We start from the raw sequence: 25681 nt of genomic DNA on the forward strand, positions 1-25681 counted from the left end.
GTGGTCGATGGTCTGACCAACGGTCCCATAGTGGTACGAGTGAGTCAATGCACAGCAGTTAACGGTTTGTTACGGCGGCCACCAAGTTTGTTAACGGCGTTACGAACGCCAGCGCCGCAGATGCCCTGCCATCGCCACGCGGGCGCCGTCCCCGTCACGCGCAATGACCTTGGTGAGCAGCTCGATCACTTCGTCCCGCAGCAGCTCCGGGCTCGACGCGCTCGGCTCGACCTGAGCGAAGCTACGGGCGAGCGCGTCGTGGATGCCCGCCGAGATCGCCACGCGGACGGCATTGTGGGAAAGTCTCGGCAGCAGTTCGTGGACGGTCAGATCCAGGGCGCGCACCCGGTCCCAGTCGGTCGAGCCGGAGGAGCCCAGTTCGCGCACCTCGTCGAGGATCTTCTGCAGTCCCGCCATCTCGTCGTCCGTGGCCCGCCGGGCCGCCAGCTCGGCGTTTTCCTGCTCGAAGTCGATGCGGTAGTCGGTGAGGTCCTCCTCGGACACGGACTCGAACGCGAGGAGCATCGCCAACGCCGAGCCCATCAGGCCCGGGTCCGGGGGGTTGAAGAATGCGCCACCGCTGCCACCGAGACGTATGGTGATCAGCCCATGCGCCTCGAGTGTGCGCAGAGACTCACGGACCGTGGTCCGGCTGACCTGCAGCAACCGGGCCAACTCCCGTTCGCTCGGAAGCTTCTCCCCCGGGGCCACCCCGCCGGTCAGCAGAATCTCGCGAAGCTTGGCGACCACGTCGTCCACTGACGTCGTGCGGACCGCGGGTGAGAGCAGCGACTCGAAGTCGGCGCCGAAGGGAGAGGCTGTGGACATGGCGTATGTGTATCACAGCGGCGCCCGAGGTCATCAGCCCCAACGGGGCATGTCGACCGACACGAGACATAAGTTTCGCTTACCGCTGACGCTAGCTGAGGGCCGTTCTCTTATCTGAATCCGTCGGCGACCATCGACTGTGCAACCAGCTCCAGGGAGCGACCTTCCACCGCCCGCGGCCAGCCCGTTCGCGGTGTGACGACGCCCTGCCCTCCAGCCCGGAAGAGACGACATGAGCACCACGAACCTCGCCCAACTCTTTCTGCAACGGTCATCGGATCGACCCGATCTCCGGGTGGGCACCGTCGACGACCAGATCCTCCTGTCCGACGCGGTCCGCATCGCCGCCGCAGGTGCGCAGGAACTGCAGGAACTGGGCATTCGGCGTGATCAGCGATTGGCCATCGTCGCGAACAACTCCACCGAGTACATGCTGGTGTGGATGGCGTGTCTGCTCTCGGGCACCCCGGTGGCCCTGGTGAACCCCACGTATCCGCCGGAACTGCTCGCGCAGATGCTCGAGCGCCTGGATCCGGCCGCCGTGTTCACCGACCTCGACACTCTCCCCGCGACGATGCGCACCTTCCCACTGTCGACGGCTCGGGAGTGGGCACCGGTCGACCCGCAGTCCAGCCCCGGCCTCGACGCTGCACCGTCGGACCTCGCCTCCTTCATGCACACCTCCGGAACCACCGGGCTGCCGAAGTTCTGCGCCCAGACCCACGAGTACTTCCTGAGGTTGGGTTCGGCGATGGCCGAAGCCCTCGACCTGCAGGCAGGCGACCGGATGCTCGCTCCGCTGCCACTGTTCCACATCAATCCGATGGGATACGGCATCATCGGCGCCCTGTGCGCCGGCGCCGACGCCCTGACAGTCCGGAAGTTCTCGGCCAGCGGCTTCTGGCCGGCTGTCCGCGAGCACGGGGTGACCGCGCTGGCGCTGCACGCACCGCCCGTGGAAATCCTCAAGCGCGCCACGACGACCGCCGACTCCGGTGAACACAGGGTCCGCACCATGTTCTACGCCGACCGGGAATTCATGTCCCGCTTCGGCATTCCCGTCGCCGTATCTGGATACGGCTCCACCGAGGCAGCCGGAGTGAGCCACCTGCACCGCTGGTCACTCACCGATGAATCCGAGATCCCCTCCAACGCCAGTCGATTCGGCGGACAGACCCGAGCCGACGTCGAGGACCATCTCGACGACGACGGTCAGATCTACGTACGCGAGAGCGCGCCGAACACCCTGTTCGCCGGGTACTTCCGGGACGGCGCCGTCGACCCGAGCCGCGACGAGGACGGCTGGTTCGCCACCGGCGACCTCGGCCGACGCGACGACCAGGGTGGCCTGGTGTTCCTCGAGCGGGCGGCCGAAAGCATCCGTGTCAAGGGCGAGTTCGTGCCCATCCCGTACGTCGAGGAACGACTCGGCACGATCGACGCTCTCACCGACCTCGCATTGTGGAAGAAGCCCGGTGAGCTGGTCGACGACGACGTCGTCCTCTACGTGGTCGCCGACAGCGTGCCGCTCGAGTCCATCCGCGACGCCGTCGCCGATTTGCCGGTGTTCATGCGTCCCGCGCACATTGCGCGTGTGGCGACGATTCCCCGCGACGCCGCCGCCGGCAAGGTTCAGCGTCGGCTTCTGCACGAGCAGCAGGTCCTGTCCTGGACCGCGATGTCCTGACGGCCCACGATCCTCCCCTCCGCGAAAGGACGCACCCCATGACTGTCATCGCAGTTCTGCCCGGCGACGGGATCGGCAGTGAGATCCTCGACGGGCCGCTCGAGTTTCTCCGCCGGCTCGCCGCCGCCGGAGCTCCGCTCACGCTGACCGGGCCGTTGCCCTACGGCACCGCCGGTTGGCACGCGACCGGTTCGATCCTTCCCGAGGAGACCATCGAGGCGTGCCGCAGTGCCGATGTCGTGCTCAGCGGGGCGGTCGGAACGCATCCCGGGGTCACCGCCGAGGAGTGCCCCAATCCGGAGGCGGCGCTGATTTCCCTCCGCAACCTGTTCGACCTGCGGGTCAGTGTCCGCACGGTGTGGGTTCCACAGCTGAGCGAGGATGTCACCATCGTCCGCAACATCACCGGCGGCGCGTACGCCGATCCCAGCCAGCGCGAGGAGAGCGACGGTGTCAGCGCCGCAGTCGACCAGCTCCGGCTCCTGCCCGCTCGTGTGAGCGAGGTATTGGAGATGGCGGCCGGGTTCACCGTAGATGCTCCCGGACGCCGGTACATCAGTGTCGACAAGGCCAGCGTCTTCGCGACCTCACGGCTGTGGCGTGCCACTGCCGAACAGGTCGCCGACCGGACCGGGGTTGCGTTCGATCACGTCAACGTCGATCGCGCAGCCTACGAACTGGTCAGTTATCCGCAGCTGCCCGCTGTGATCGCCACGGAGGGCATTTTCGGCGACATTCTCTCCGATATCGTCTGCGCCCGGGCCGGCTCCCCCGCTCTGTGCGGATCCGCCACGATCAACCCCGACCGGAACTTCGGGTCGGGCATCACCGCACTGTTCGAACCGGCACACGGATCCTCACCACACCGGACCGGCACCCGCCGCTCCAACCCGACGGGCGCCTGGCTCGCGCTGGCAGCACTGCTCGACTGGTGCCCCGACCTGCGGCTCCTGGGCCGGGCAACCAGGATCCGCTCGGCGCTCGAGGTGGCCCACCGGTCGGGTGTGCGCACCTACGACCTCGCCACACCCGAGCAGGAACTCGTCGACATGGATGGCTACAACGCGCGGATTCTCGACGAACTACACGCCCTCCAGCCTGCCTGAGGGTTCGGGGTGCGGGAGTCATCCCGATGAACCGTCCCGGCCACCCATCCGACATCAACCCTGACTCATCACCGATACCGAGATCACGAGCAAAGGCCGAACCATGAGTTTCTGGAGATACCTGGTCGACGAGAAGATCGCCGCCCCCGCACGCCAATTCAGCGACGACGTGGTCAAACCCGTCGCCGACGAGATCGACCACCAGGATGTGTATCCGGTGGACCTGGTCGAGCAGACAGCGAAGCTGGGCTGGAACGCGATGACCCTGCCGACCCAGTACGGCGGCCAGGGCGAGTCGATGGAGAACGCCCTCGGGGTCTTCGAGGAACTCGGAGCCGGGTCGGCGAGCCTGGGAGTCTCGCTGATCACGATCCTGCAGAGCAGCAAGATCATCGAACTCTACGGCCGCGACAGCCTCAAGGAACGGGTCCTGCCGCGGTATGCGCACGGCCTGCGCGCCTCCTACGCGCTGACCGAGCGCGGGCACGGCAGCGACATCCGCACCCTCGACACCAAAGCCCGCGGCAACGAACGCGACGGGTGGGTGCTGACCGGGGAGAAGGCATTCATCACGTCCGGGTCGCGTGCCGAGTTCTTCGTCGTGCTGGCCGAGACCCCGGTCGGGGTCTCCACGTTCGCGGTCGATCGCGACGCCCCCGGTGTCAGTACCCGGCAGACCCGGGAAGCGCAGACCTTCGGGCTGCGCAACGGCCCGCACGTCAACCTCGTCCTCGACGACGTCGAGATCCCCGGGGACGCCCTGATCGGTGTGGAAGGCAATGGGCTGCGGCAGGCCCTGGTCACCTTGTCGAACAGCCGCACCCTCGCTGCGGGCATTTCACTGGGCATCGCCCGCGCTGCGTTCGACGACGCGTTCGCGTACGTGCGCACCCGGCCCGCGTTCGACGGCAACGTGATCGACTTCCAGGGCATCCAATGGTATTTCGCTCAGGCCGCCGCGGAGATCGATGCCGCTCGACTCGTCACCTACCAGGCCGCCCGCGACCTCGACTCCGGCGGGGACTACCAGCGGTCCTCGTCCGCGGCGAAATTGCTTGCCGCCGAACTGGCCACGAAGGTCGCGAGTATGGCCGTGCAGGTCTGCGGGGCGACCGGTACCCAGGAAACCTCACCGTTCGGACGCTACTTCCGCGACGCCAAGGCCTACGAGGTGGCCGGAGGATCGTCCGAGGTCCTGAAGAACACCATCGCCAAGACCCTGATCAAGTCGGCCCGCTGACCGAACGCCGAGAGCGAGGATAGACACCCATGGATTTCGGAACGGACAAAGTCGACCAGGTGTGCCCGGCGCCGGACCCAGCCCCGCACGCGCCGCGACGGTTCGCCCTGCCCGCAGGCGCGGTGGATACCCACGCGCACGTCGTGGGGCACTCCTTCGTCCCCGAGCGCAGCTACACCCCGCCACCGGCATCCGCCGGGCAGTACCTGTCGATGCTCGACGCCGTGGGAACTACCTACGGGGTGCTGGTGCAGATCAGCGTGCACGGCACAGACAACACGGTAATGCTCGAAGCCGTCGAGGGGGCCCGTAACCGGCTGCGTGCGGTCGCCGTGGTCGCGCCCGACGTCGACGATCGCACGCTCGCCCATTTGCAGGACTCGGGTGTCGTGGGGTTGCGGCTCAACACCCTGTCGGGCGGCGGCATCGGCCTCGACCAGCTCGCCCGGTACGACGCCATTTGCGCGGAGATGGGCTGGCACCTGCAGTTCCTCACCAACACAAGGCATCTCGCCGCCGCAGCTGCAAACCTGCGCACGCTGACCGTGCCCTACGTGGTCGATCACATGGGCGACTTCGACGTCGCCGCCGGTGTCGACGCACCCGAATGGACACAGTTTCTGAAACTGATGGCAGACGGCGCGTGGGCCAAGCTGTCCGGGGCCTTCCGGATGGCGCGAACGGCGGACTATTCCGACACGATTCCGTTCGCGCAGAGCCTGATCGAGGCCGCACCCGACCGCTGTGTGTGGGGTTCGGACTGGCCGCACGTCGGGTTCTGGGGACAGATGCCCAACGTCGGCACCCTTCTGGATCTGCTCCCTGACTGGGCACCGGACCCCGCGACCCGCGAGGCGATCCTCACCACCAACGCCCACCGGCTGTACGGATTCATCCACCCCTGAGCACCGCTCACCTGAAAGGGACGCCATCATGACTCCACCGTTCGACGCGGTGCACCACGTCTGCATCGTCGTGCCCGACATCGACGCTGCGATCGCGTTCTACGAGAAGGTCGGCATCGGCGGATGGCAGGATTTCCCGCCGCTCAGCGCATTCACCGACCTCGACGTGCCGGACCTGGATGCCTTCCTGGACCTGACCTACAAGTACACCGACGCCCCGGGACTCCAGCTGCAACTGTGTGAACCCGGACCCGGCAACTCCCCGCAGCGACAATTCCTCGACCGCACCGGCGGCGGAGTCTTCCACATCGGCTTCGTCGTCGACGACGTCGACGCAGGAGCCCAGGCCGCTCGCGCCGTCGGACTCGAACCGTGGATGTACGGGCGCCGCCCCGACTCGACCGGATTCACCTACCTGCAGACACCGCCGTCGGCCGGAGTGACCCTCGAGATCCGGCAGAGTCCGAACTCCTGACGAACCGGCCCGGCCGCCCCAAGCGCCGGGCCGGTTCGCTTGACCTCACCACGACCAACATGAGACCGTTGGTCAGACCATCGACCACCTTTTCCTATCGAGAGAGACAACCGATGAACATTCTCGTGGTCTTCGCGCACCCCGAGCGCCGCTCGTTCTGCGGTGCCCTCAAGGACACCGCGGTCCGGACCCTGACCGACCTCGGACACGAGGTGACCGTTTCCGACCTCTACGCCATGAAGTGGATCGCCGAACTGGACAGCCAGGACTTCACCGGTGAGCGAGTCGACGCCGACTACCTGGATCTTTCCCGCGAACAGGAGCACGCTTTCGCCACACGGACGCAGGCGTTCGACATCGAGCAGGAACAGCGCAAGGTGGCCCAGGCCGACCTGATCCTCTTCCACTTCCCGGTGTGGTGGTTCTCGATGCCGGCCATTCTGAAGGGGTGGGTGGACCGGGTGTTCGCCCGAGGCTTCGCCTACTCGGCCGGCCGCAAGTACGGCAAGGGTCACTTTTTCGGAAAGAAGGCGATGATCTGCCTGACAACCGGGACCGATTCGACGCTGTACGAGCCGAACGGCATCGACGGCGACCTGCTCCACGTGCTGTGGCCCATCCACAACGGGATCCTCGCCTACACCGGCTTCACCGTACTGCCGCCGTTCGCGGCCTGGATGCCCGGCCGGGTCAGCGCCGACGAGCGGCAGGGCTACCTGGACGGATTTGCGCGACACCTGACGGCCATCGAGGAGGCCGAACCGTTGTTCTTCCACCCCTGGGAGGACTACGACGAAACCCAACGTCTCAAGCCCGGCATCAAGGCCCGCTCCGGCATCCAGTGGAACCCACGCGCCGGCCAGACATTCGAGCAGGCCGCACACGAGTACGACCAGCGCATGGCGACAGAAAGGTAATCGCCCCATGACCAGTGAATTCCAGCACCTGCATCACGTCTGCGTCGTCGTGGCAGACATGGACCGGGCCGTGGCCTGTTACGAGTCCCTCGGGATCGGCCCCTGGCACCCGTTTCCGTCGCTCGAGGCGTTCCGCCCCGACCTGCAGGCCCCCGATGTCGACGACTTCATGAAGCTCGAGTACCGGTACGCCGAACTCGGAAATGTACAACTGCAGCTGTGCTGCCCGCCCGAGGGCAACACGCTGCAACGCCGGTTCCTCGACGAACACGGCGAAGGGGTGTTCCACCTCGGATTCTCCGTCCCCGACGTCGACGCGGCCGAAGCCCGAGTCACCGCCGCCGGCCCGTCCCCGAAGTTGCGGGGCCGGTTGCCCACCGGCGCCGGCTTCACCTACTTCGATACCGACACCGCAGGCGCGGGAGTCACCCTGCAAGTCCGTGCTGCTCGCTAACCGCCGAGACCAAACCCGGCATCTCCCTCCCACCCTCCAACTCGGCCTCGGCGCGGCAGCTCTCGCCGGCTCGGGGATCTTCATCGCCCTCGCTTCCGTGTCGACCGCCACGACGATTCTGGTCCGATACCTCATCGCGGTCCCGATTCTCGCGGCTCTCGCCTGGCACGACTACCGCAAGCACGGCCCGCTGCCTCGACGGGTGCTGACCGTGCAAGTGGTCGCCGGGGTTCTGTTGGGTGTAGACATGGCGATGTGGGCGCAATCGGTCGCCCTCGTCGGAGCCGGCGTCTCCAGCGTCCTGGTCAACATCCAGGTGGTCGTCGCTCCCCTGCTGGGGCTGTGCATCACGGGCAAACGGCCGTCGAAGGCCTACATCGTCGCGGTCCCGTTCCTGCTGTCCGGAGTGGCCCTCACCACTGGTATCGCGCAGCCCACGGCCGACCTCCACACGATCGCGTACGGATCCGTGCTGGCCCTGGTCGCTGGGATCTGTTACGGAGCCTACGTCTTCGCGATCGGTGCCTGGTGCCCACCGAATCGCGCTTCCTCGCAAGTATTTTGCTCGTCCGTCGTCGCGTGGGCGACCGGCACGGTGCTCGCCCTCATCTGGGATCCGGTCGACCTGTCCCCCGGGTGGGCCGCAGTGGGCTGGCTCGCCGCACTCGCGATCGTCGGGCAGGTCGCCGGCTGGATCCTTGTCGGCGTGTCTCTGCCGCGCCTCACCCCTGGGGTGGGAGCCAGCCTCCTGATGCTCCAACCGGTTCTCGCCGTCGTCTTGGGCGTCGTGGTCCTCGGCGAGCGCCTCTCCCCCACCCAGGTCGTCGGTGTCGTCGTGGTCACCCTCGCGATTCGGGTGGTTGCGATGCCGCCGCGGAGGGTGAAACGTCCGGTCGGCGGGGAGGAGCCCGAAGTGATCCCCCACGGCGACTCGGCCCGCAGCGTGCCGGATCCCGAGGTCCGCACGCGCTCGTAGCGGCGGTGCCGCCCCGGGCAGGCGGCACCCCGCTCAGTGCTGGTCAGCGGACGCCGGAGCCAGGGGTGGGCGCACGATGCCGGACAGTTCCAGCGATCGGTCACGTGCCGCGGTCAATGCTCCTCGGAACGTTTGCCGAATGTCGGATTGTTCGAAGACCTCCAACGCCGCTGCCGTTGTCCCCGCCGGCGATGTCACAGCCGCCCGCAGTTGGACCGGGTCGGCGTCACCGAGCATCGCCGACGAGCCGGCCAAGGTTCCGGTCACCAACCTGTCCGCCGTTGCCCGGTCCAGTCCCAGCTTCATCGCCGCGTCGATCATCATCTCCGCCACGAGGAACACGTACGCAGGGCCAGAACCGGAAACTGCAGTGACGGCGTCGAGTTGATCCTCGGGGACACGCAGTACCTCACCGACAGACTCCAACACGGACTCGACCAGCCGCAGATCGCGCTCGGTTGCCGCGCCGCCACGCGCGATCGCAGTGACCGCCGCGCCCACCGTCATCGGGGTATTCGGCATCGCGCGTACCACCGGCACCACAGAGGGAAGAAATTGCTCGATTCTCTTGGTGGCCACCCCTGCCACCACCGACAGCACGACCGGACGGCGAGTCGATCCGTGCAGCGCCACTCCGAGGTCGGGCAACACGTCCTCGATCTGCTGCGGCTTCACCGCCACCACCAGAACGTCACACTCCTTGGGAAGATTTCGCATATCGGCAACTCGTACCCCGTGCCGATGCGCGACCTCGAATGTCCGTTCCATAGTGCGACCGATGACGGTGATCGATTCAGCGGACGTCCCCGCTCGACACAGTCCTGCTACGAGTGCCTCGCCGATCCGGCCGACACCAATGACGGTTACTCTCACGCACGAAGTTTCCCACGACATACTCTGTCGCACTATGCGTCTCGGGTACCGCCCGCAGAGAAGTCCGCTTAACGGACTGGTTGAGCGTGTCAGACAGTCTCGGATGCCCGAGCCGAGTTCAACAGCCATGCGATGGTCGAAGCCACATCACCTGCGGCGAGCTGTCCAGGGCCCTTGTCCTTCAATGCCGCTGAGGTCAGAGCGAAGCGCGCCTCGGTGCCGGCCAGAACCACCGACGGGCAACCCATCTCCGCAAGTTGGGCGCGGGCCCGCTCCACCTCGTGCATCCGACGCTCGGCGTGCTGAACATGGCTGGTGATCAGCATCTCCAAGAAGGGAACGAACCCAATGGTGTCGACATCGGTCAATACGTCGTAGAGATTGCTGCGGAGGCCCTGCTGCTCGGCGGCCATGAAACACTCGACGACAAGTGATTCGAGACCCTTGGTCAGGATCGTACGCAGAAGCTTGATTGCGGCGGCGTCACCCGCCCGGCCGCCGGCCATCGTCTGCACCGGCGCCCCGAACTCTGCGAACTCGGCGAGTACTTCTCCGGCCTTCTGGCCCGCAGCCAGCAACGCGGTGCGCGATCCGGTCAGCGTCACCGACCCCATGATCACGGCATCGACATACTCGATGCCGTGCGCTGCAAGGGTCGCCGAGCACTCGCGCTTGTCGTCCGGCGACGCAGTCGTCAAATCGACTACCACGGCGTGACGGGGCAGATTTCCGATCAGAGATGTAGTAATCGTCTTCACCAGGTCTCCGGACACACAGATCCATACCCGGTCCACGTCGCCGACGGCCTCGTCCGGCGAGAGATGGAGCGCCGCCCGAGTCTGATCGGCGACTGCGGTAGTCGCAGCCGACGGACGAGGGTCCACGAGCACGAGTTCGTAGCCGGCGGCCGCACCGGCCAGGGCATACGCACGCCCAACTTCCCCACACCCGATAATTGCAACCTTCACGACGCGTCCTACTTTCCTTAGACTTGAGTTGCTTCGAGGATGGCACGATCAGTGGCCGATTCGGCAGACGATTTATCTTTCGCCGGCGCATGACAATGCTTATCGGTCGGCCGATTCCGCGTTCGCCGAACACCGCCGCGCGGGTTCTCGCGAGGCGCGTCGGCGGGGACGGTGTAGCGCTACACCACTTACGCTCGAGGAGGTCGTGCCGAGCGTCAGATTTCGCCTGCCGGCCGTGAGCAGTCCAGCCCCCGCGCCCCACTGAACTCTCCCGGCCCTCACAGGGGCAGGGGCCGGTTGTCGGCCACGCTCTTCATGACGAGGGTGGAGCTGAGGCGCTGGACGCCGGGGAGGGTGGCGAGGCTTTCGTCGTAGAGCGCCTGGAAGCCTGGGAGGTCGCGGGTGATGACCCGCAGAAGGTAGTCGGGGTCGCCGAACAGCCGTTGAGCCTGCAGGACATGGGGAATGGCAGCTACGGCCTGTTCGAATGCCTCGATGGTGTCGCGGTCGGCAGCGCGCATGGTGACGAAGACGAGCGCCTCGAATGTGAGTCCCAGCGCGTGGGCGTCGAGCTGCGCGCGGTAACCAGTGATCGCGCCGGAGCTCTCCAGTGCGCGCAGCCTCCGGTGGCAGGGCGAGATGCTGAGGCGGACCCGGTCGGCGAGTTCGGTGAGGGTGAGTCGACCATCTTGCTGGAGTTCAGCAAGGATTTTCCTGTCAACGCTGTCCATCCGGAAGATTCTTCCCCAAATGTGGGGTGTTCAGGGAATCTTTGGCAACACTTTCTCCTCCATTATTTCTAGTCTTTCTTATCGGAACCGCTGGGCGTTCTGGTGTTCCGCGAGAGTGAAGGACTAGGGAGATTATGGCGATCGGTACCGTTGCCGCGTTCTGGGCGGTTTCTTTTCTGTTCGTGCTGACGCCTGGCGCGGATTGGGCGTACGCGATCGCGGCGGGGTTGCGGCATCGCACCGTGGTGCCGGCGATCGGCGGTCTGTTGTCGGGGCACCTGGTGATGACCGCGGTGGTGGCGGCCGGCGTCGCCGCGCTGGTTTCCCGCTCGCCCTTGGTGCTGACCGCGTTGACCGGGGTCGGGGCGGCGTACTTGGTGTGGCTGGGGATCACGACGCTCGCAAAACCTTCGGCGCCGCCGCAGGCCGGTCCCGAGCAGGCACCCGAATCGTGGGTACGGCAGGCCGTCAAGGGCCTGGGGATCAGCGGGCTGAACCCGAAGGTGTTCCTGCTGTTCCTGGCTCTGCTGCCGCAGTTCACCGACGCGGGCGCGCGGTGGCCGCTCGCGCTGCAGATTGTGCTGCTCGGTTTGGTACACACGGCCAGCTGCGCCGTGATCTACACCGGGGTGGGGGCAGGTGCGCGGGTGGTGCTGCGCACCCGCCCCGCCGCAGCGCGGGTGGTGACCTGGGTGTCCGGGGCTGCGATGATCGGAATCGGGGCCGTGCTGCTGGTCGAGCGGGTGGTCGGATAGGGCTCGTTCTTCACGGCCGCGCTGGACCTGTGGGTGCCGGGGACTGCCATTCCCGGGGGAAGGACACCGGCAGCGTTTCCGGCGTGACCGGGGTGTGCTCGGCCGCCGCATGCAGTCGCGTGTTCCGAACAACCACGGCACCACCGCGCACCATCGTCTCGACCAGTTCGGCGGCAAGCGCCTCGGGGGTGAGGCGCAGCAGCCGGGCTGCGTCGACGAGCCAAGCACGGGCATGCAGGTAGGGCTCGACCTCGTCGGCGGAGATTCCGTCACGAATCATCAATGCGAAGGCGAAGATTCGCCGAATTCCGTACCATACTGCGCCGTCCGGGTCGTCGACGAGGCGTCGCGCCCGGCGCCGTGCACTGGCCAACGCCGCGCCGGGGTCGGCGGGAATCGGTCCGTGCCCGGGCAGCAGCACCCGCGGCTGCAGGTCGGTCAGCCGGTGGAGCGACTGCAGGGCCGCGTGTGCCGCGTCGGGGCCGTCGAGGGCACTGTTGACCCAGCCGACGTCGTAGTCCGACAACGCATCTCCCACAACCAGTAGCCGTTCCTCAGGCTGCCACAACGCCAAGTGGCCCGGGGTGTGGCCGGGGGTGCGGACCACCTCCCAGTCGGCGTCACCGAGCCGGAGCACGTGCCCGTCGTCGACCGGCTCGTCGACGGTGTAGGGAGCGACCGGCTGGTCGAGGTACTCCGCGAGACAGCAGCCCGGGTCGCGACGCGCGACGGCGTCGGCGTCCGGGGCGCTGGCCGCAATGCCGGCGCCCCTCGCCTGGAGCAGCGCATTGCCTCCGACATGGTCGGCGTGCCAGTGCGTGTTCACGACTCGGGTGAGGTTGTCGCTGTGTGCCCGCACCCAGTCGGCTGTCTGCTGCGCGTGTCCGACGAAGCCGCTGTCGACGAGCGCCGCTTCCCGCCCGTCGATCAGCAGTAGGTTGGCATCAGGGAAAGGCCGCTGCTGCCAGATCACCCAGTCGGGCAACCGTTCTGCGCCATTGGTGTCCACTCCGGTCACCAGTCGGCGGGGCGGCCCTTGAGCTGTTCCCAGTACCGGCGGTGGGCACGCCGGGACGGCTCGCTCGTCATGCCGGCGGCCAGTTCCTTCCGGTCCAGTGGGTCGGACAAGTCCGCGATGTCACGCAGGGTCGGGGCCTGCAAGGCTTGCTTGGTATAGGCGTAGTTGTCGATGCAGTCCTCGGGGGTCAACTCGGCGAGGGCGACGGCCCGGTCAAGTAGTTCCTCGGCTGGCACCACCTCGTGCAGAATCCCCATTTCGTGTGCCTCGTGCACGGAGAAGATCTCCCCCTGCAGGCAGGTCCGCGATGCCACCGGCTGCCCCCAGGCGTACGCCAGCATCCGCAGATATACCGCCGGCATCGGGATCCCGATGTTGACCTCGTTGATTCCGAACCGGGCCTCGCCGGCGGCGGCGACCGTGCGATCGCACACGGCGGCGGTGATGAGACCTCCGGCGAAGGCGTGCCCGTTCACCGCGGCCACCGTCGGTCTCGGGTAGGTGAACAACCGGATATTGGTTGCCCGATAGTCCTGGAACCAGGATGCGACTGCTGCCTCGTCGCCGGCGAAGAGCCGGAAGTGCTCGGCCAGGTCCAGGCCGGCGGAGAATCGGGTGCCGGTGCCGGTCAGCACCACCGGCGACTGTGGGTGGTCGCGTTCGAGTCGATCGAAGGCGTCGTGCAGGTCGGCGAAGAAGGCGCGGTTCTGCGCGTTGACCGGGTTGGTGTTCATCGTGACGACGGCGACGCGACCGCGTCGTTCGATTGTCCAGCTCATCATGTCCTCCGTTTGGCTTGTCGTGAATGTTGTTCGAGTATGGGCGTGTTCGGGTCTACAACCCGAGGATCTGGAGAGCTTGTTCGCGCAGTTCGACCTTGCGGACCTTCCCACTGACGGTCATGGGGAACTCGTCGACGCAGTGCACGTAGCGCGGGATCTTGTAGTGCGTGAGTCGGCCCGTGCAGAACTCCCGGAGGTTGTCGGCGTCGATCTTCTCGGCGCCCTCGCGTAGCCGCAGCCAGACCATCAGCTCTTCCCCGAACTTGTCGTCGGGAACTCCGATCACCTGGGCGTCGAGGATGTCGGGATGGGTGTAGAGGAACTCCTCGATCTCCCGCGGGTAGATGTTCTCCCCGCCGCGGATCACCATGTCCTTGATCCGTCCGGTGATGGCGACGAACCCGTCCTCGTCCATGACCGCGAGGTCGCCGCTGTGGATCCAGCCGTCGGTGTCGATGGCCTTGGCGGTCTTGTCGGGTTCGTTCCAGTAGCCGAGCATCACCGAGTAACCGCGGACACACAATTCACCGGACCGTCCTCGTGGCACGGCCTCGCCGGTCTCAGGATCGACGACCTTGACCTCTACGTGCGGGTGGGCGCGGCCGACGGTGGACACCCGCCGGTCCAGGGAGTCGTCCACCCAGGTCTGGGTGGAGGCCGGGGATGTCTCGGTCATTCCATACGCGATCGCCACTTCCGGTGCCCACGCCGTGACCTGCTTCATGATCTCCACCGGGCACGGTGAGCCTGCCATGGCTCCGGTGCGTATCGACGAGAGGTCGTATGAGCTGAAGTCGGGGACGTCGAGCATGCTGATGAACATCGTCGGCACTCCGTATACCGAGGTGCATTGCTCCTGCGCACACGCCGTCAGCGTGGCGACGGGATCGAACGACGGTGACGGAATGACGACACACGCGCCGTGCGTGCTGGCCCCGAGGTTGCCCATGACCATGCCGAAGCAGTGGTAGAACGGCACCGGCACGCAGATCCGGTCGAGTTCGGTGTAGCCGAGCAGCTCGCCGACGAAGAACCCGTTGTTGAGGATGTTGCGGTGCGAGAGGGTGACACCCTTCGGCGACCCGGTGGTTCCCGACGTGTACTGGATGTTGATCGGATCGTCCGGTGACAGGACGGCCTGCACCTCGGTGAGCCGTTCGGACGAGGCCTGATCTCCGCGGATCAACAGTGACGCCCACTCGTCGCTGCCGAAAATTACCACCCGATCGAGCCCCGGGCACCGGGGCGAAACCTCTGCGACCATCGCCTCGTAGTCGGAGGTCTTGAACGACTGGACCGCGAACATCAGCCGGATCCCCGCCTGGGTGAGGACGTATTCGAGTTCGTGGGAGCGGTATGCGGGATTGAGGTTCACCAGGATGGCACCCACCTTCGCCGCCGCGAACTGCACCAGCACCCATTCAGGGCAGTTCGGGGCCCAGATCGCAACCCTGTCCCCGGGGACGATCCCCTCCTCGAGCAGGGCAGAAGCCAGCGCATCGACGTCGGCGCGGAGACCGGCGTACGTCCACCGCCGGCCCGTGGGAACGTCGACCAAAGCCTCGCGCTCGGGAAATCTCGAGGCGGTCCGGTCGAAGTTGTCGCCGATCGTCATCTCGAGCAGCGGCCGCTCGGTCGGACCGACGGTATGACTCAGCCTGATGTCCATGTGTGTTCCTCCGTTCTGGGAGGTATGTGACCCGTGAAACGAACGGAGCGGGACCCCCGAAGGTAGGTCGGGGATGTCGTACCCACCTTCGTGGGTACGACGTTGCCACGGTGTGACGGCACTCACTAGCCTCGGGATCAGATGTTTAGTTGGAGGCCGACGTGACCATGTCATTCGAAACCGATACGCCGATCGAACGGCGCATCCTCGCGCGCTCGCTGGAGACTCTCCGAAAGCACGCCGGAATGGACATGGTGTTCGGTGGGCCGGTGCATCACGGGGCAGCGGCGATGGAGATCACCGACCTGACCGGGGTCCGCACCCGCTCGGCGGTGAACCTGGTCGTCCGCAACGGTGAGGGACTCGGCGGCAAGGCGCTGATGCTCGCCCGCCCGGTGTCGGTGGCCGACTACATCTCGTCGCAAGGCATCACCCACGTCTACGACCACGCCGTGCGACCGGAAGCGATCGAGACCCTGGCCGCGCTTCCGATCATCGTCGACCGCACGCCCCGGATCCTGATCTACCTGGCGGCCCGCACCCATGTGCGCCTGGGCGACCGCTGGTTCGACAGCTTCACCCCGCTGGTCCGGCGGCTCGAACGCGACATCGCGGTCGAGGACGAAGTGCGGCGACGGCTGAGCCTCATGCGCACCACCGCCGAGGCCGACCGGGCGACGCTCAGTCGCGCCGACCTGTACGACATCGCTCAGGAACTGACGAACCTGGCCGACCAGATCGAGGACGAGACCCTACGCGCCAAAGTGGAGGCCGTGGGGAACCGGTTTGCGCCCGTGCTGGGGTCTGCCAGATCGCAGGAACCCCCCACGCTGCTGCGGCCCCGCGAGGTCGACGTGCTCGAACACGTCGCACGCGGGCTGAGCAACCGTGAGGTCGCCGAGGCCCTCGGTCTGCTGCCCAACACCGTCAAGTCCTACCTCAAGAGCGCCATGCGCAAACTGCACGCGACCAACCGCGTCCAAGCAATCCTCGCCGCCCGCGAGCGCGGACTCCTCCGCTGACGCCGGCGCGCCACAGGCACGAAGCGCGGCCCCTGCACGTCCGTCGTGTACCCACGAAAGTAGCTGCCCGGGAGGGCAACCCACTTTGGGGGGTGTAGGACCCGATGTAACGGCGCTCACACTGCTCGTCGTACCTCAGCTCCTCCGCCAGCGGGCGGATGGGCCCACCGAGCAGGAGATCTCAGATGTCCCGAACCGTCGACCCGGTAACGAGCCCACCGACCACCCCGATGCGCCGCGTCGCCATTGCCAGTTGCACCGGCACCACCATCGAGTTCTACGACTTCTTCATCTACGGCACCGCGGCAGCACTGGTCTTCCCGAAGGTCTTCTTCCCCGCCCTCGGCACCGCCGCCGGCACCGTCGCCTCCTTCGCCACGTTCGCCGTCGCGTTCGTCGCCCGGCCACTCGGCGCCGCGATCTTCGGCCACTTCGGTGACCGGATCGGCCGCAAGAAGACTCTGGTCAGCACACTGCTGCTGATGGGGATCAGCACCGTCCTCATCGGACTGCTCCCCGGTGCCGCCACCATCGGTGTGGCCGCACCGATCGCGCTGATTGCGCTGCGGATTGCGCAGGGCCTCGCCGTCGGCGGTGAATGGGCCGGGGCAACCCTGCTGGCCACCGAATACGCCCCCACCGGCAAACGGGGCCTGTACGCGGTATTCCCGCAGCTGGGACCGTCACTGGCCTTCGCTCTGTCCAACGGCACCTTCCTGGCGGTCAACGTCTTCGTCGGCGAAACCTCGCAGGCGTTCCTCGACTACGGCTGGCGGATCCCCTTTATCGCCAGCGCACTCCTAGTGCTCATCGGCCTTTATGTCCGGTTGAAGGTGGAGGAGACACCGATGTTCGCCCGTCAGGCCACCCAGACTCGCCACACCGGCGCGGGCCCGCTCCTCGGGGTCTTCAAGAACCAGCCCCGTGAGCTGCTCGTTGCCGCCGGATCCCTGGCGATGATGTTCGCGTTCTTCTACATCGGCACCGCATACCTCACCTCGTACGGCACCGCCACCCTCGGCCTGAGCCGCACCACAGTTCTGTCCCTCGGACTCCTGGCCGCCGCCGTCTTCTGCGCGGCAATCATCCTGTCCGCCATCTACTCCGACCGAATCGGCCGCCGCAAGTTGGTGCTCGCCTCCTGCATCGTGGCCATCCCCGGAGGATTGGTGCTCTTCCCCCTCCTCGACACCGGCTCCCCGCTCGCGTTCCTCGCCGGCCTGGCCCTCGCCCTGGTCATCATGGGCGTCTCCTACGGTCCCGCGGGGGCACTGCTCCCGGAGATGTTCCACACCGAATACCGCTACACCGGCGCCGGTATGGCGTACGCGATCGCCGGCGTCATCGGCGGCGGCACCGCACCCATGCTCGCCGCGGAACTGACCTCTCGATACGGCAGCACCGCCGTCGGGTGGATGCTCGCCGGGTTCGGCCTCCTCAGCTTCGCCTGTGCCCTCGCCCTGCCCGAAACCCGGCACCGCGCCATGGAGGACACCGGAACCGGCAACAGTCGGGCGGCTCGCCCTATTCCCGAAACCGCCTGAGAAGGAATCACTTCGAGAGGCAGCATGTTGACCAACACAATCGACACTTGGATGCAGCACCCGACCCAGCGATGGCTCGACATGCCGTTCCTGGACTCCCTGCGCCACTGGTCGAAGGGAACCATCCCCGAAACCGAACCGCCGGTGTCGTGGACGATCGACCGGATGGACGAGGCCGGCGTCGAACTGGGCCTGCTCAGCGCCTGGCACGCCCCCGCGGGACCGCTGATCAGCAACGACGAGGTCGGGGACATCGTCAAACGCCACCCGGACCGCTTCCTGATGGTCGCCTCCGTCAACCTCCACCAGCCGATGGAGGCGGTACGAGAACTGCGCCGATGCGTCGAGGGGTACGGCGCCTGCGCCCTGCGGGTCCTGCCGTGGCTGTGGGACCTGCCTCCGGACGACCGCCGGTACTACCCGCTGTACGCGGCGTGCTGCGACCTCGACATCGCCTTCTGCACGCAGATCGGGCACACCGGCCCGCTGTGCCCCTCCGAACCCGGCCGCCCGATCCCGTACCTCGACCACGTGGCCCTCGAGTTCCCCGAACTACGGATCATCGCCGGCCACATCGGAGTTCCGTGGACGGGTGAAGCCATTTCGCTGGCCACGAAGTACCCGAACGTCTACATCGACACCTCCGCGTACAAGACCTCCCGCTACCCGGCGGAGATCGTCGACTACCTCCGCGGGCACGGCCGGAACAAGGTGCTGTTCGGCTCCAACCACCCGGCCTGGCCGGCCCCCGACTGCCTGTCCGGGTTGGACAAGCTCGAGCTCGATGAAAAGACGCGTGCAGCGTTTCTGCGCGAGAACGCAATCCGCGCATTTGACCTCCCGTCCTGACCACCAAACCCACATCGAGGAACCACTTTGTTCACCAACACCTTCACCGAGACCTTCGGGATCGAGCACCCCATCGTGTGCGGCGGCATGACCGCCGTCGGCACCGCAGACCTCATCAGCGCGGTGGCCAACGCCGGGGCGCTCGGATTCCTCACCGCCCTGACCCAACCGACCCCTGAGGCGCTGGTCAAGGAGATCGCCCGCTGCCGCGACCTCACCGACAAGCCGTTCGGCGTCAACCTCACCATCCTGCCGACCATCCAGCCGGTGCCCTACGACGAATACCGCGACGCCATCGTCGACAGCGGCATCACCATCGTCGAAACCGCCGGGGGCAACCCGACCCCACACCTGCCCACCTTCAAAGCCGCGGGTGTCAAGGTGATCCACAAGGCGGTCTCGGTGAGGCACGCCGTCAAGGCCGAGCAACTCGGCGTCGACGCGATCAGCATCGACGGCTTCGAGTGCGCCGGGCACCCCGGTGAGGACGACGTTCCCGGGCTCGTGCTGATCCCCGCTGCGGCCCGGGCACTGACCATCCCGATCATCGCGAGCGGCGGAATCGCCACCGGCGCCGGACTCGTCGCCGCCCTCGCGCTCGGCGCCTCCGCCGTCAACATGGGCACCCGGTTCATGGCGACCACCGAGGCCCCGATTCACGACAACGTCAAGCAGCAGATTGTTCAGAACACCGAACGCGACACCCGAATTGTGTTCCGCGAGTTCCACAACTCCGCACGCGTTGCCCGCAACTCGGTCTCCGAAGAGATCCTCGACCTGTCCCGGCGCCCAGGTGCCGGCTTCGGCGACATCGCCCATCTCGCCAGCGGTGTCCGCGGCCGCGAGCAGGTGTACGGCAACGGTGACGTCGAAGGCGGGCTCTGGTGGGCAAGCCAGGCCCAGGGCCTGATTCACGATATCGGCAGCTGCGAGGAGGTAGTCGACTCGATCCTCACAGACGCACAACACATCATCGCCCGAACATTGCGCGACCAACTGGCCGGCTGAACAGGTCTTCTCACGCGACACCTGACCAGGCAGCGCGGCGGTGATCCAGTCCGGTCGACATGGGTACCGACCGCGTTGTCCGGTTTTCGCGGATGAGCCCGCAGCGCGCCGGCCACATATGTGATCACTTCGCGAACAGATCCGTCACCCGGACGCGGTGATGGGCTCACCAGCGCCGCGGAGCGTTGTCTCATCCAGGGCACGACGACGTGACCTCGTCGTCACCAGGGCGAGCTGACACCCCGAAGACGCGCGCGGTCCGGCCGATAAGCTGGGCCGGGTAACCGCGTGACGGAGAGGATCGGCATTCGTGACCACGATGCACGACGTTGCCCGGGCGGCAGGCGTGTCCCAGGCCGCGGTCTCGTATGCGTACAACCAGCCCCACAAGCTGTCCGCGGCGCGGCGCGCCCACATCTTCCAGGTGGCCGCGGAACTCGGCTACGCCGGCCCTAACCCCGCGGGCCGCAACCTCCGGACCGGGCAGGTCGGTGCGCTGGGGCTGATGATCACCGACTCGTTGCGCTACGCCTTCGACGATCCCGCCACCTCACAGCTGCTGAAGGGCATCTCGGAGGTCGGTGAACTCGCCGAGGTCGCGCTGACGCTGCTGCCCTGCCCCCTCGAGTCCACCCGGGTAGCGGAGGGCTCCGGGGTACTCGTGCGCGGCGCGGTGGACGGCTTCCTCGCGTACGCGATGCCGGAGGGCCACCCCGGAATGCAGACGGCGATGAGCCGCCGGCTGCCGATCGTCGTGATCGACGGTCCGAATCCTGGCGGGCTGCCCCGGGTCGGAATCCAGGATCGGCAGGCCGCCAAGGAAATCGCGGAGCACGTGCTCTCCCTCGGGCACCGCCGTGTCGGGTTTCTCGTCGACCGCCTCGTGCCCGACGGCAAGGGCGGGCGTGTCGACGCCGCCCGCACCCGGGCAGCCCGCGACCACGTGATGAAGGAACGACTCGCCGGCTACGCGTCCGCCTGCCGGAAACACAGGGTGCCGTGGTCGTCTGCCGTGGTCGTCGAAGCAGGCGGGTTCGACTACGAGTTGTCCCGCACCGCCGTCGAGACGCTGCTCGACGCCGGACCCGTGACCGCGGTCGTCGCAGCGTCCGACCTGCTGGCCCTTGCCGCGATCGACGTCGCCCAGGCACGCGGCCTCCGGGTGCCCGAGGATCTGTCGGTGGTCGGTTTCGACGACATTCCCGCGGCCCGCACCGCGGGACTCACGACGGTTCGGCAACCCCTCGTCGACAAGGGCCGCGAGGCCGCCCAACTGCTGCTCGACATCATCGGCGGCGGCGCGGGTCGGGAAATCACGCTGCCCACCGAACTCGTCGTCCGCGAGAGCGCCGGCCCCCCGCCCACCGATCAATGAGTTAACCTGTTGCGCCGCGTAGTTCGGGATTGTCGTCGACGATGGAGTAGAGTGCCTCGGTGATCGCCTTGACCCGGGCCAGGCGGGTCAGTTCCCGCGGCACGACCAGCCAGTAGGTGCGGTGGGCGATGAAGTCGTCGGTGAGGATCGGCACGAGGTCCTCGTCGAGCGCCCCGATGTAACTCGGCAGTGGCGCGATCCCGACGCCGTGCTTCACCGCCTGGTAGTGGCCGGCGATGTTGTTGGTCTGGATCTGCGCTTGGAAATCCGGGATCAGCGCGTCGAGGATGCGCAGCGGTTCGACGTCGAGGAACGCGTCCACGTACCAGATCAGCGTGTGATGGCGTAAATCCTCGAGGGCCGTGATGGGGTCGTGCTCGCTCAGGTAGTGCCGTGACGCGTACAGGCGGAGGTCGTACTCCGCCAGTTTGCGGACCACGACGGACCGCGGCGACGGTCGTTCGAGGGTGACGGCGATGTCGAAGTCGCGCCCGGTCAGTAGGTCGTGGGTGGTCGACGTGACGAGTTCGGTGAACAGATCGGGGTGCTCGGACCGCACCGCCGCGAGACCCGGCACCAGCACGAACGACCCGAAACCGTCGGGCGTGATGATCCGGACGGTGCCGGTCAGCCCGCCCCGCGACGACGTCTCGTCGAGTGCGGCGAGGACCGCGGTCTCCACCGCCTCGGCGTGGGGAACCAGCCGCCTGCCCGCTTCGGTGAGCTGCCATCCCGACACCCCGCGGTCGAAAAGCCTGGTGCCCGTGTCCTTCTCGAGTCGGGTGATTTTCCGCGAGACGGTCGTGTGATCGACACCGAGTCGCTTCGCCGCGTCGGCGAGGCGGCCGGTTCTCGACAACTCCAGGAGGTAACGCATGTTGTCTGCGGTAAACATCACCCTCACCCTCGTGCAAATCTGCAGTCCGAAGTGCCATTTTACTCGTTGACGCAGGCATTGTTGCCCAGCAGACTCGTGGTCACCCCACCTTTCCAGGAGTACATCCCATGGCCGTCATCTCCCATTGGTTCGACAACAAGACCTTCCCCGGCACCAGCGGTAACACCGCCCCCGTCACCAACCCGGCCACCGGCGCCGTCACCGGACAGGTCGCCCTCGCCAGCGTCGAGGACGCCCGCGCCGTCATCGACGCCGCAGCCGCCGCCTTCCCCGCCTGGCGCGACACCTCCCTGGCCAAGCGCACCCAGATCATCTTCACATTCCGCGAACTACTCAACCAGCGCAAGGGCGAACTCGCCGAGATCATCACCTCCGAACACGGCAAGGTCGTCTCCGACGCCCTCGGCGAAGTCTCCCGCGGCCAGGAGGTCGTCGAATTCGCCTGCGGCATCGCCCACCTGCTCAAAGGCGGCATGACCGAAAACGCCTCCACCAACGTCGACGTCTCCTCCCTCCGCCAACCCGTCGGCCCCGTCGGCATCATCTCCCCCTTCAACTTCCCCGCCATGGTCCCGATGTGGTTCTTCCCCATCGCCATCGCCGCCGGTAACACGGTGGTGTTGAAGCCGTCCGAGAAGGACCCCACCGCCGCCATCTGGATGGCCGAACTCTGGGCCGAAGCCGGACTCCCCGCCGGGGTCTTCAACGTCCTGCAGGGCGACAAGACCTCCGTCGACGAACTCCTCACCAACCCCGCAATCAAGGCCATCAGCTTCGTCGGCTCCACCCCCATCGCCCAGTACGTCTACGCCACCGGCACCGCCCACGGCAAACGCGTCCAAGCCTTGGGTGGCGCGAAGAACCACGCCATCGTCCTCCCGGACGCCGACCTCGACCTCGCCGCCGACGCCATGGTCAACGCCGGCTTCGGATCCGCCGGCGAACGGTGCATGGCCATCTCCGCCCTCGTCGCCGTCGGCGACATCGCCGACGAACTGGTCGCGAAAATCACCGAACGCACCAACACCCTCAAGACCGGTGACGGCACCCGCGATTCCGACATGGGACCGCTGGTGACGAAGGTGCACCGCGACAAGGTCGCCTCCTACATCGACGCCGGCGAAAACGACGGGGCCACCATCGTCGTCGACGGCCGGCAGGTGCAGCCCGACGGCGGCGAGGACGGATTCTGGCTCGGCCCCACCCTCATCGACCACGTCACCACCGACATGTCCGTCTACACCGACGAAATCTTCGGACCCGTCCTGTCCGTCATCCGCGTCGACTCCTACGACGAAGCCCTCGAACTGGTGAACTCCAGCCCGTTCGGCAACGGCACCGCCATCTTCACCAACGACGGCGGCGCCGCCCGCCGATTCCAGAACGAGGTCGAGGTCGGCATGGTCGGCATCAACGTCCCCATCCCCGTCCCGATGGCCTACTACAGCTTCGGGGGCTGGAAGAACTCCCTGTTCGGCGACACCCACGCCCACGGCACCGAAGGCGTCCACTTCTTCACCCGCGGCAAGGTCGTCACCACCCGCTGGCTCGACCCCAGCCACGGCGGCCTCAACCTCGGATTCCCCCAGAACGCATAAGGAACCTCTCCCATGAGCGCACACCTCTCACTCCCCCGGTTCGCCCGGATCGGGGCCGGAGCAGTCGACGAGATCGGCTCGGTCGTCGACCAATTGGGTCTGCAGAGACCGGTTCTCGTCACCGACTCCTACCTCGTCGGCACCGGCGCGGCCGACCGGGTGATGGCCCTCCTCAGGTCGGCAGGCAAGGACCCCGCCCTGTTCGACGGCACGGTGCCCGACCCCACCACCGATTCCCTGGCGGACGGGCTGAGGATCGTCGCCGAACACCGGGCGGATTCGGTGATCGGATTCGGCGGCGGCAGTCCGATGGACACCGCAAAGGCGCTGGCCGTGCTGTCCGCGAACGGCGGCGAGATGCGCTCGTACAAGGCACCGCACGTGTACACCGGGAAGGCGCTGCCGATCATCGCGATCCCGACCACCGCAGGCAGCGGCTCCGAAGCGACACAGTTCACCGTCATCAGCGATAGCGCCTCCGACGAGAAGATGCTGTGTCCGGGGCTGTCGTTCCTGCCGATCGCCGCGATCGTGGATTTCGAACTCACGATGTCGATGCCGCCGCGACTGACCGCCGACACCGGAATCGACGCGCTCACCCATGCGATCGAGGCGTACGTCAGTAAGAAGGCCCAGCCGTTCACCGACGGACTCGCTCTCGCCGCGATCCGCACCATCGGCAAGCACATCGGCACGGCCTACGCGGACGGCGAAGACCGCACCGCGCGGGAAGCGATGATGGTCGCGTCCATGCAGGCCGGCATGGCGTTCTCCAACTCGAGCGTGGCGCTGGTCCACGGGATGAGCAGGCCGATCGGTGCGCATTTCCATGTCGCACACGGACTGTCGAACGCGATGCTGCTTCCCGCGATCACGGCGTTCTCCGTGCAGGGCGCGGAGAGCCGCTACGCCGACTGCGCGCGGGCGTTCGGCGCCGCGTCGGAATCGGCCGGCGATTCCGTGGCCGCGCAGTTCCTCGTCGAGACACTGAGCACGCTCTGTCACGATCTGAAGGTGCCGACCCCGCTCGAATACGGGATCGATCGCGACGCCTGGGACGGCCTCATTCCGTTGATGGCAGAGCAGGCGCTGGCGTCCGGGTCACCCGGCAACAACCCGGTCGCGCCCACCGCCGAGCAGATCGAGACACTGTATTCGGAGGTCTTCAGCCAGCGCTAGAACTCGACGGTGCCCCTGAGGTACCGCCGGTAGGCCCCGGACAGGTGGACGCGGTCGCCGCGCACGTCGCAGTGAACGGTTCCGCCGCGCGCCGACAGTTGCCGTCCGACGAGGCTGCCACGCCCCAGCGTGGCAGCCCAGTACGGCGCGATCTGCGAGTGCGCGGACCCGGTCACCGGGTCTTCCTTCACGCCGGCCGCGGCACCGAACCATCGCGACACGAAATCGACCCCGTCCGCGTCCGATGATGCGGTGACGACGACGCCGCGCACCTTCAGCGGACTGATCACGGCGAAGTCGGGGGTCATCGACGCGATGTCGTGTTCGGATTCCGCGACGAACACGAGATCGGTGGCCTTCAGGCACTCCCGCACCGGGATGCCGAGCGCTGCGACGACCCGGGGATCGGCGGCGGTCTGCACCGGCGCCTCGGCGGGGAAATCCATCACCAGGGTCGCGTCCGGTCCGCGGTCGACGTGCAGCCAGCCGCTGCGCGTCCAGAACTGGATGCGATCGGCGTCCGCGTGCACGTCCTCGAAGATCTGCGCGGCGGCGGCGAGCGTCGCGTGGCCGCACAGGTCCACCTCGACGGCCGGAGTGAACCACCGCAGGTGATACGCCGGATGTGCCGGGTCCTGAGGCGTCGCGTCCGAGGGAAGGCGGGCGGTGTAGAACGCCGTCTCGGACAGATTGTTCTCTTCGGCCAGTTGCTGGAGAACCGCATCGTCCAGCCAGTCGGTCAGCGGCATGATCGCCGCCGGGTTGCCCTCGAACGGTCCGGCGGCGAATGCGTCGATCTGATGGATGTCCAGCTTCATAACGTC

The 25681-nt window shown here is 66.9% G+C and carries 25 protein-coding genes; 16 read left to right on the forward strand and 9 right to left on the reverse strand.

Features of this window, described 5'->3' with window-relative positions; all coding sequences use genetic code 11:
• Positions 1–99 precede the first annotated feature (99 nt).
• The gene (locus tag BLV94_RS22690; protein WP_072939286.1) at positions 100–828 is read right to left on the reverse strand and encodes a FadR/GntR family transcriptional regulator; all 729 of its coding nucleotides are present in this window, start codon (positions 826–828) and stop codon (positions 100–102) included.
• 232 nt (positions 829–1060) lie between these two features.
• Here BLV94_RS22690 and BLV94_RS22695 point away from each other — a divergent pair, with 232 nt between their 5' ends.
• The 8 genes from BLV94_RS22695 to BLV94_RS22730 all read left to right on the forward strand — a co-directional run bounded on the left by BLV94_RS22695 (position 1061) and on the right by BLV94_RS22730 (position 8588).
• Positions 1061–2515 carry an AMP-binding protein gene (locus tag BLV94_RS22695; protein WP_072939289.1) on the forward strand — a complete coding sequence of 485 codons (1455 nt, stop codon included), beginning with the start codon at positions 1061–1063 and terminating at the stop codon, positions 2513–2515.
• A gap of 38 nt (positions 2516–2553) precedes the next feature.
• Complete coding sequence (locus tag BLV94_RS22700; RefSeq protein ID WP_072939292.1) at positions 2554–3621, forward strand: isocitrate/isopropylmalate family dehydrogenase; 1068 nt, start codon at positions 2554–2556, stop codon at positions 3619–3621.
• 103 nt (positions 3622–3724) lie between these two features.
• Complete coding sequence (locus BLV94_RS22705) at positions 3725–4861, forward strand: acyl-CoA dehydrogenase family protein (RefSeq protein WP_072939295.1); 1137 nt, start codon at positions 3725–3727, stop codon at positions 4859–4861.
• Positions 4862–4890: 29 nt separating this feature from the next.
• Positions 4891–5766 (forward strand): amidohydrolase family protein, encoded by an 876-nt coding sequence (locus BLV94_RS22710; protein ID WP_072939298.1) that lies wholly within the window; start codon positions 4891–4893, stop codon positions 5764–5766.
• A gap of 28 nt (positions 5767–5794) precedes the next feature.
• Complete coding sequence (locus BLV94_RS22715; RefSeq protein WP_072939300.1) at positions 5795–6241, forward strand: VOC family protein; 447 nt, start codon at positions 5795–5797, stop codon at positions 6239–6241.
• Positions 6242–6354: 113 nt separating this feature from the next.
• Complete coding sequence (locus BLV94_RS22720) at positions 6355–7158, forward strand: NAD(P)H-dependent oxidoreductase (RefSeq protein WP_072939302.1); 804 nt, start codon at positions 6355–6357, stop codon at positions 7156–7158.
• Between the two features lie 7 nt (positions 7159–7165).
• Positions 7166–7612 (forward strand): VOC family protein, encoded by a 447-nt coding sequence (locus tag BLV94_RS22725; protein ID WP_072939305.1) that lies wholly within the window; start codon positions 7166–7168, stop codon positions 7610–7612.
• A complete protein-coding gene (locus BLV94_RS22730; protein ID WP_072939307.1) occupies positions 7599–8588 on the forward strand; it encodes a DMT family transporter in 990 nt (329 codons plus the stop codon). The genes BLV94_RS22725 and BLV94_RS22730 overlap by 14 nt, the downstream gene beginning before the upstream one ends.
• Positions 8589–8621: 33 nt before the next feature.
• On the opposite strand, the gene proC is transcribed toward BLV94_RS22730, so the two are convergent.
• The 3 genes from proC to BLV94_RS22745 all read right to left on the reverse strand — a co-directional run bounded on the left by proC (position 8622) and on the right by BLV94_RS22745 (position 11160).
• On the reverse strand, positions 8622–9590 hold the full coding sequence (proC, locus tag BLV94_RS22735) for a pyrroline-5-carboxylate reductase (RefSeq protein WP_255314962.1): 969 nt from the start codon (positions 9588–9590) through the stop codon (positions 8622–8624).
• On the reverse strand, positions 9551–10429 hold the full coding sequence (locus BLV94_RS22740) for an NAD(P)-dependent oxidoreductase (protein ID WP_072939313.1): 879 nt from the start codon (positions 10427–10429) through the stop codon (positions 9551–9553). The genes proC and BLV94_RS22740 overlap by 40 nt, the downstream gene beginning before the upstream one ends.
• Positions 10430–10707: 278 nt before the next feature.
• Complete coding sequence (locus tag BLV94_RS22745; RefSeq protein WP_072939316.1) at positions 10708–11160, reverse strand: Lrp/AsnC family transcriptional regulator; 453 nt, start codon at positions 11158–11160, stop codon at positions 10708–10710.
• 134 nt (positions 11161–11294) lie between these two features.
• On the opposite strand from BLV94_RS22745, the gene BLV94_RS22750 reads away from it, so the two are divergent.
• Positions 11295–11915, forward strand: coding sequence for a LysE family translocator (locus BLV94_RS22750; protein ID WP_072939319.1), 621 nt, complete (start codon positions 11295–11297; stop codon positions 11913–11915).
• 10 nt (positions 11916–11925) lie between these two features.
• On the opposite strand, the gene BLV94_RS22755 is transcribed toward BLV94_RS22750, so the two are convergent.
• Genes BLV94_RS22755 through BLV94_RS22765 form a run of 3 tightly spaced genes read right to left on the reverse strand, consistent with a single transcriptional unit; the run spans position 11926 to position 15384 of the window.
• Entirely contained in the window at positions 11926–12924 is a 999-nt protein-coding gene (locus tag BLV94_RS22755) for an MBL fold metallo-hydrolase (protein ID WP_072939565.1), read from the reverse strand.
• A gap of 5 nt (positions 12925–12929) precedes the next feature.
• Positions 12930–13712, reverse strand: coding sequence for an enoyl-CoA hydratase/isomerase family protein (locus BLV94_RS22760; protein WP_072939567.1), 783 nt, complete (start codon positions 13710–13712; stop codon positions 12930–12932).
• Between the two features lie 55 nt (positions 13713–13767).
• Positions 13768–15384, reverse strand: a complete 1617-nt coding sequence (locus tag BLV94_RS22765; RefSeq protein ID WP_072939321.1) for an AMP-binding protein — start codon at positions 15382–15384, stop codon at positions 13768–13770.
• 167 nt (positions 15385–15551) lie between these two features.
• On the opposite strand from BLV94_RS22765, the gene BLV94_RS22770 reads away from it, so the two are divergent.
• From BLV94_RS22770 to BLV94_RS22790, 5 genes are all read left to right on the forward strand, one after another.
• On the forward strand, positions 15552–16406 hold the full coding sequence (locus BLV94_RS22770; protein ID WP_072939569.1) for a helix-turn-helix transcriptional regulator: 855 nt from the start codon (positions 15552–15554) through the stop codon (positions 16404–16406).
• Between the two features lie 185 nt (positions 16407–16591).
• Complete coding sequence (locus BLV94_RS22775; RefSeq protein ID WP_072939324.1) at positions 16592–17950, forward strand: MFS transporter; 1359 nt, start codon at positions 16592–16594, stop codon at positions 17948–17950.
• 51 nt (positions 17951–18001) lie between these two features.
• Positions 18002–18799 carry an amidohydrolase family protein gene (locus tag BLV94_RS22780; RefSeq protein WP_244163647.1) on the forward strand — a complete coding sequence of 266 codons (798 nt, stop codon included), beginning with the start codon at positions 18002–18004 and terminating at the stop codon, positions 18797–18799.
• A 27-nt stretch (positions 18800–18826) separates the two neighbouring features.
• Positions 18827–19807, forward strand: a complete 981-nt coding sequence (locus BLV94_RS22785; protein WP_072939327.1) for an NAD(P)H-dependent flavin oxidoreductase — start codon at positions 18827–18829, stop codon at positions 19805–19807.
• Between the two features lie 310 nt (positions 19808–20117).
• On the forward strand, positions 20118–21182 hold the full coding sequence (locus BLV94_RS22790; RefSeq protein ID WP_072939329.1) for a LacI family DNA-binding transcriptional regulator: 1065 nt from the start codon (positions 20118–20120) through the stop codon (positions 21180–21182).
• Position 21183: 1 nt separating this feature from the next.
• Here BLV94_RS22790 and BLV94_RS22795 read toward each other — a convergent pair whose 3' ends face one another.
• Positions 21184–22077 carry a LysR family transcriptional regulator gene (locus BLV94_RS22795; protein ID WP_072939332.1) on the reverse strand — a complete coding sequence of 298 codons (894 nt, stop codon included), beginning with the start codon at positions 22075–22077 and terminating at the stop codon, positions 21184–21186.
• 110 nt (positions 22078–22187) lie between these two features.
• On the opposite strand from BLV94_RS22795, the gene BLV94_RS22800 reads away from it, so the two are divergent.
• Positions 22188–23678, forward strand: coding sequence for a CoA-acylating methylmalonate-semialdehyde dehydrogenase (locus BLV94_RS22800; RefSeq protein ID WP_072939335.1), 1491 nt, complete (start codon positions 22188–22190; stop codon positions 23676–23678).
• A 12-nt stretch (positions 23679–23690) separates the two neighbouring features.
• Entirely contained in the window at positions 23691–24857 is a 1167-nt protein-coding gene (locus BLV94_RS22805; RefSeq protein WP_072939337.1) for an iron-containing alcohol dehydrogenase, read from the forward strand.
• Here the strand turns inward: BLV94_RS22805 and BLV94_RS22810 are convergent.
• Complete coding sequence (locus BLV94_RS22810; protein WP_072939340.1) at positions 24854–25675, reverse strand: PhzF family phenazine biosynthesis protein; 822 nt, start codon at positions 25673–25675, stop codon at positions 24854–24856. The genes BLV94_RS22805 and BLV94_RS22810 overlap by 4 nt on opposite strands.
• Positions 25676–25681: the final 6 nt, after the last annotated feature.

Source organism: Rhodococcus koreensis, from assembly GCF_900105905.1.
Classification (GTDB): Bacteria; Actinomycetota; Actinomycetes; order Mycobacteriales; family Mycobacteriaceae; genus Rhodococcus_F; species Rhodococcus_F koreensis.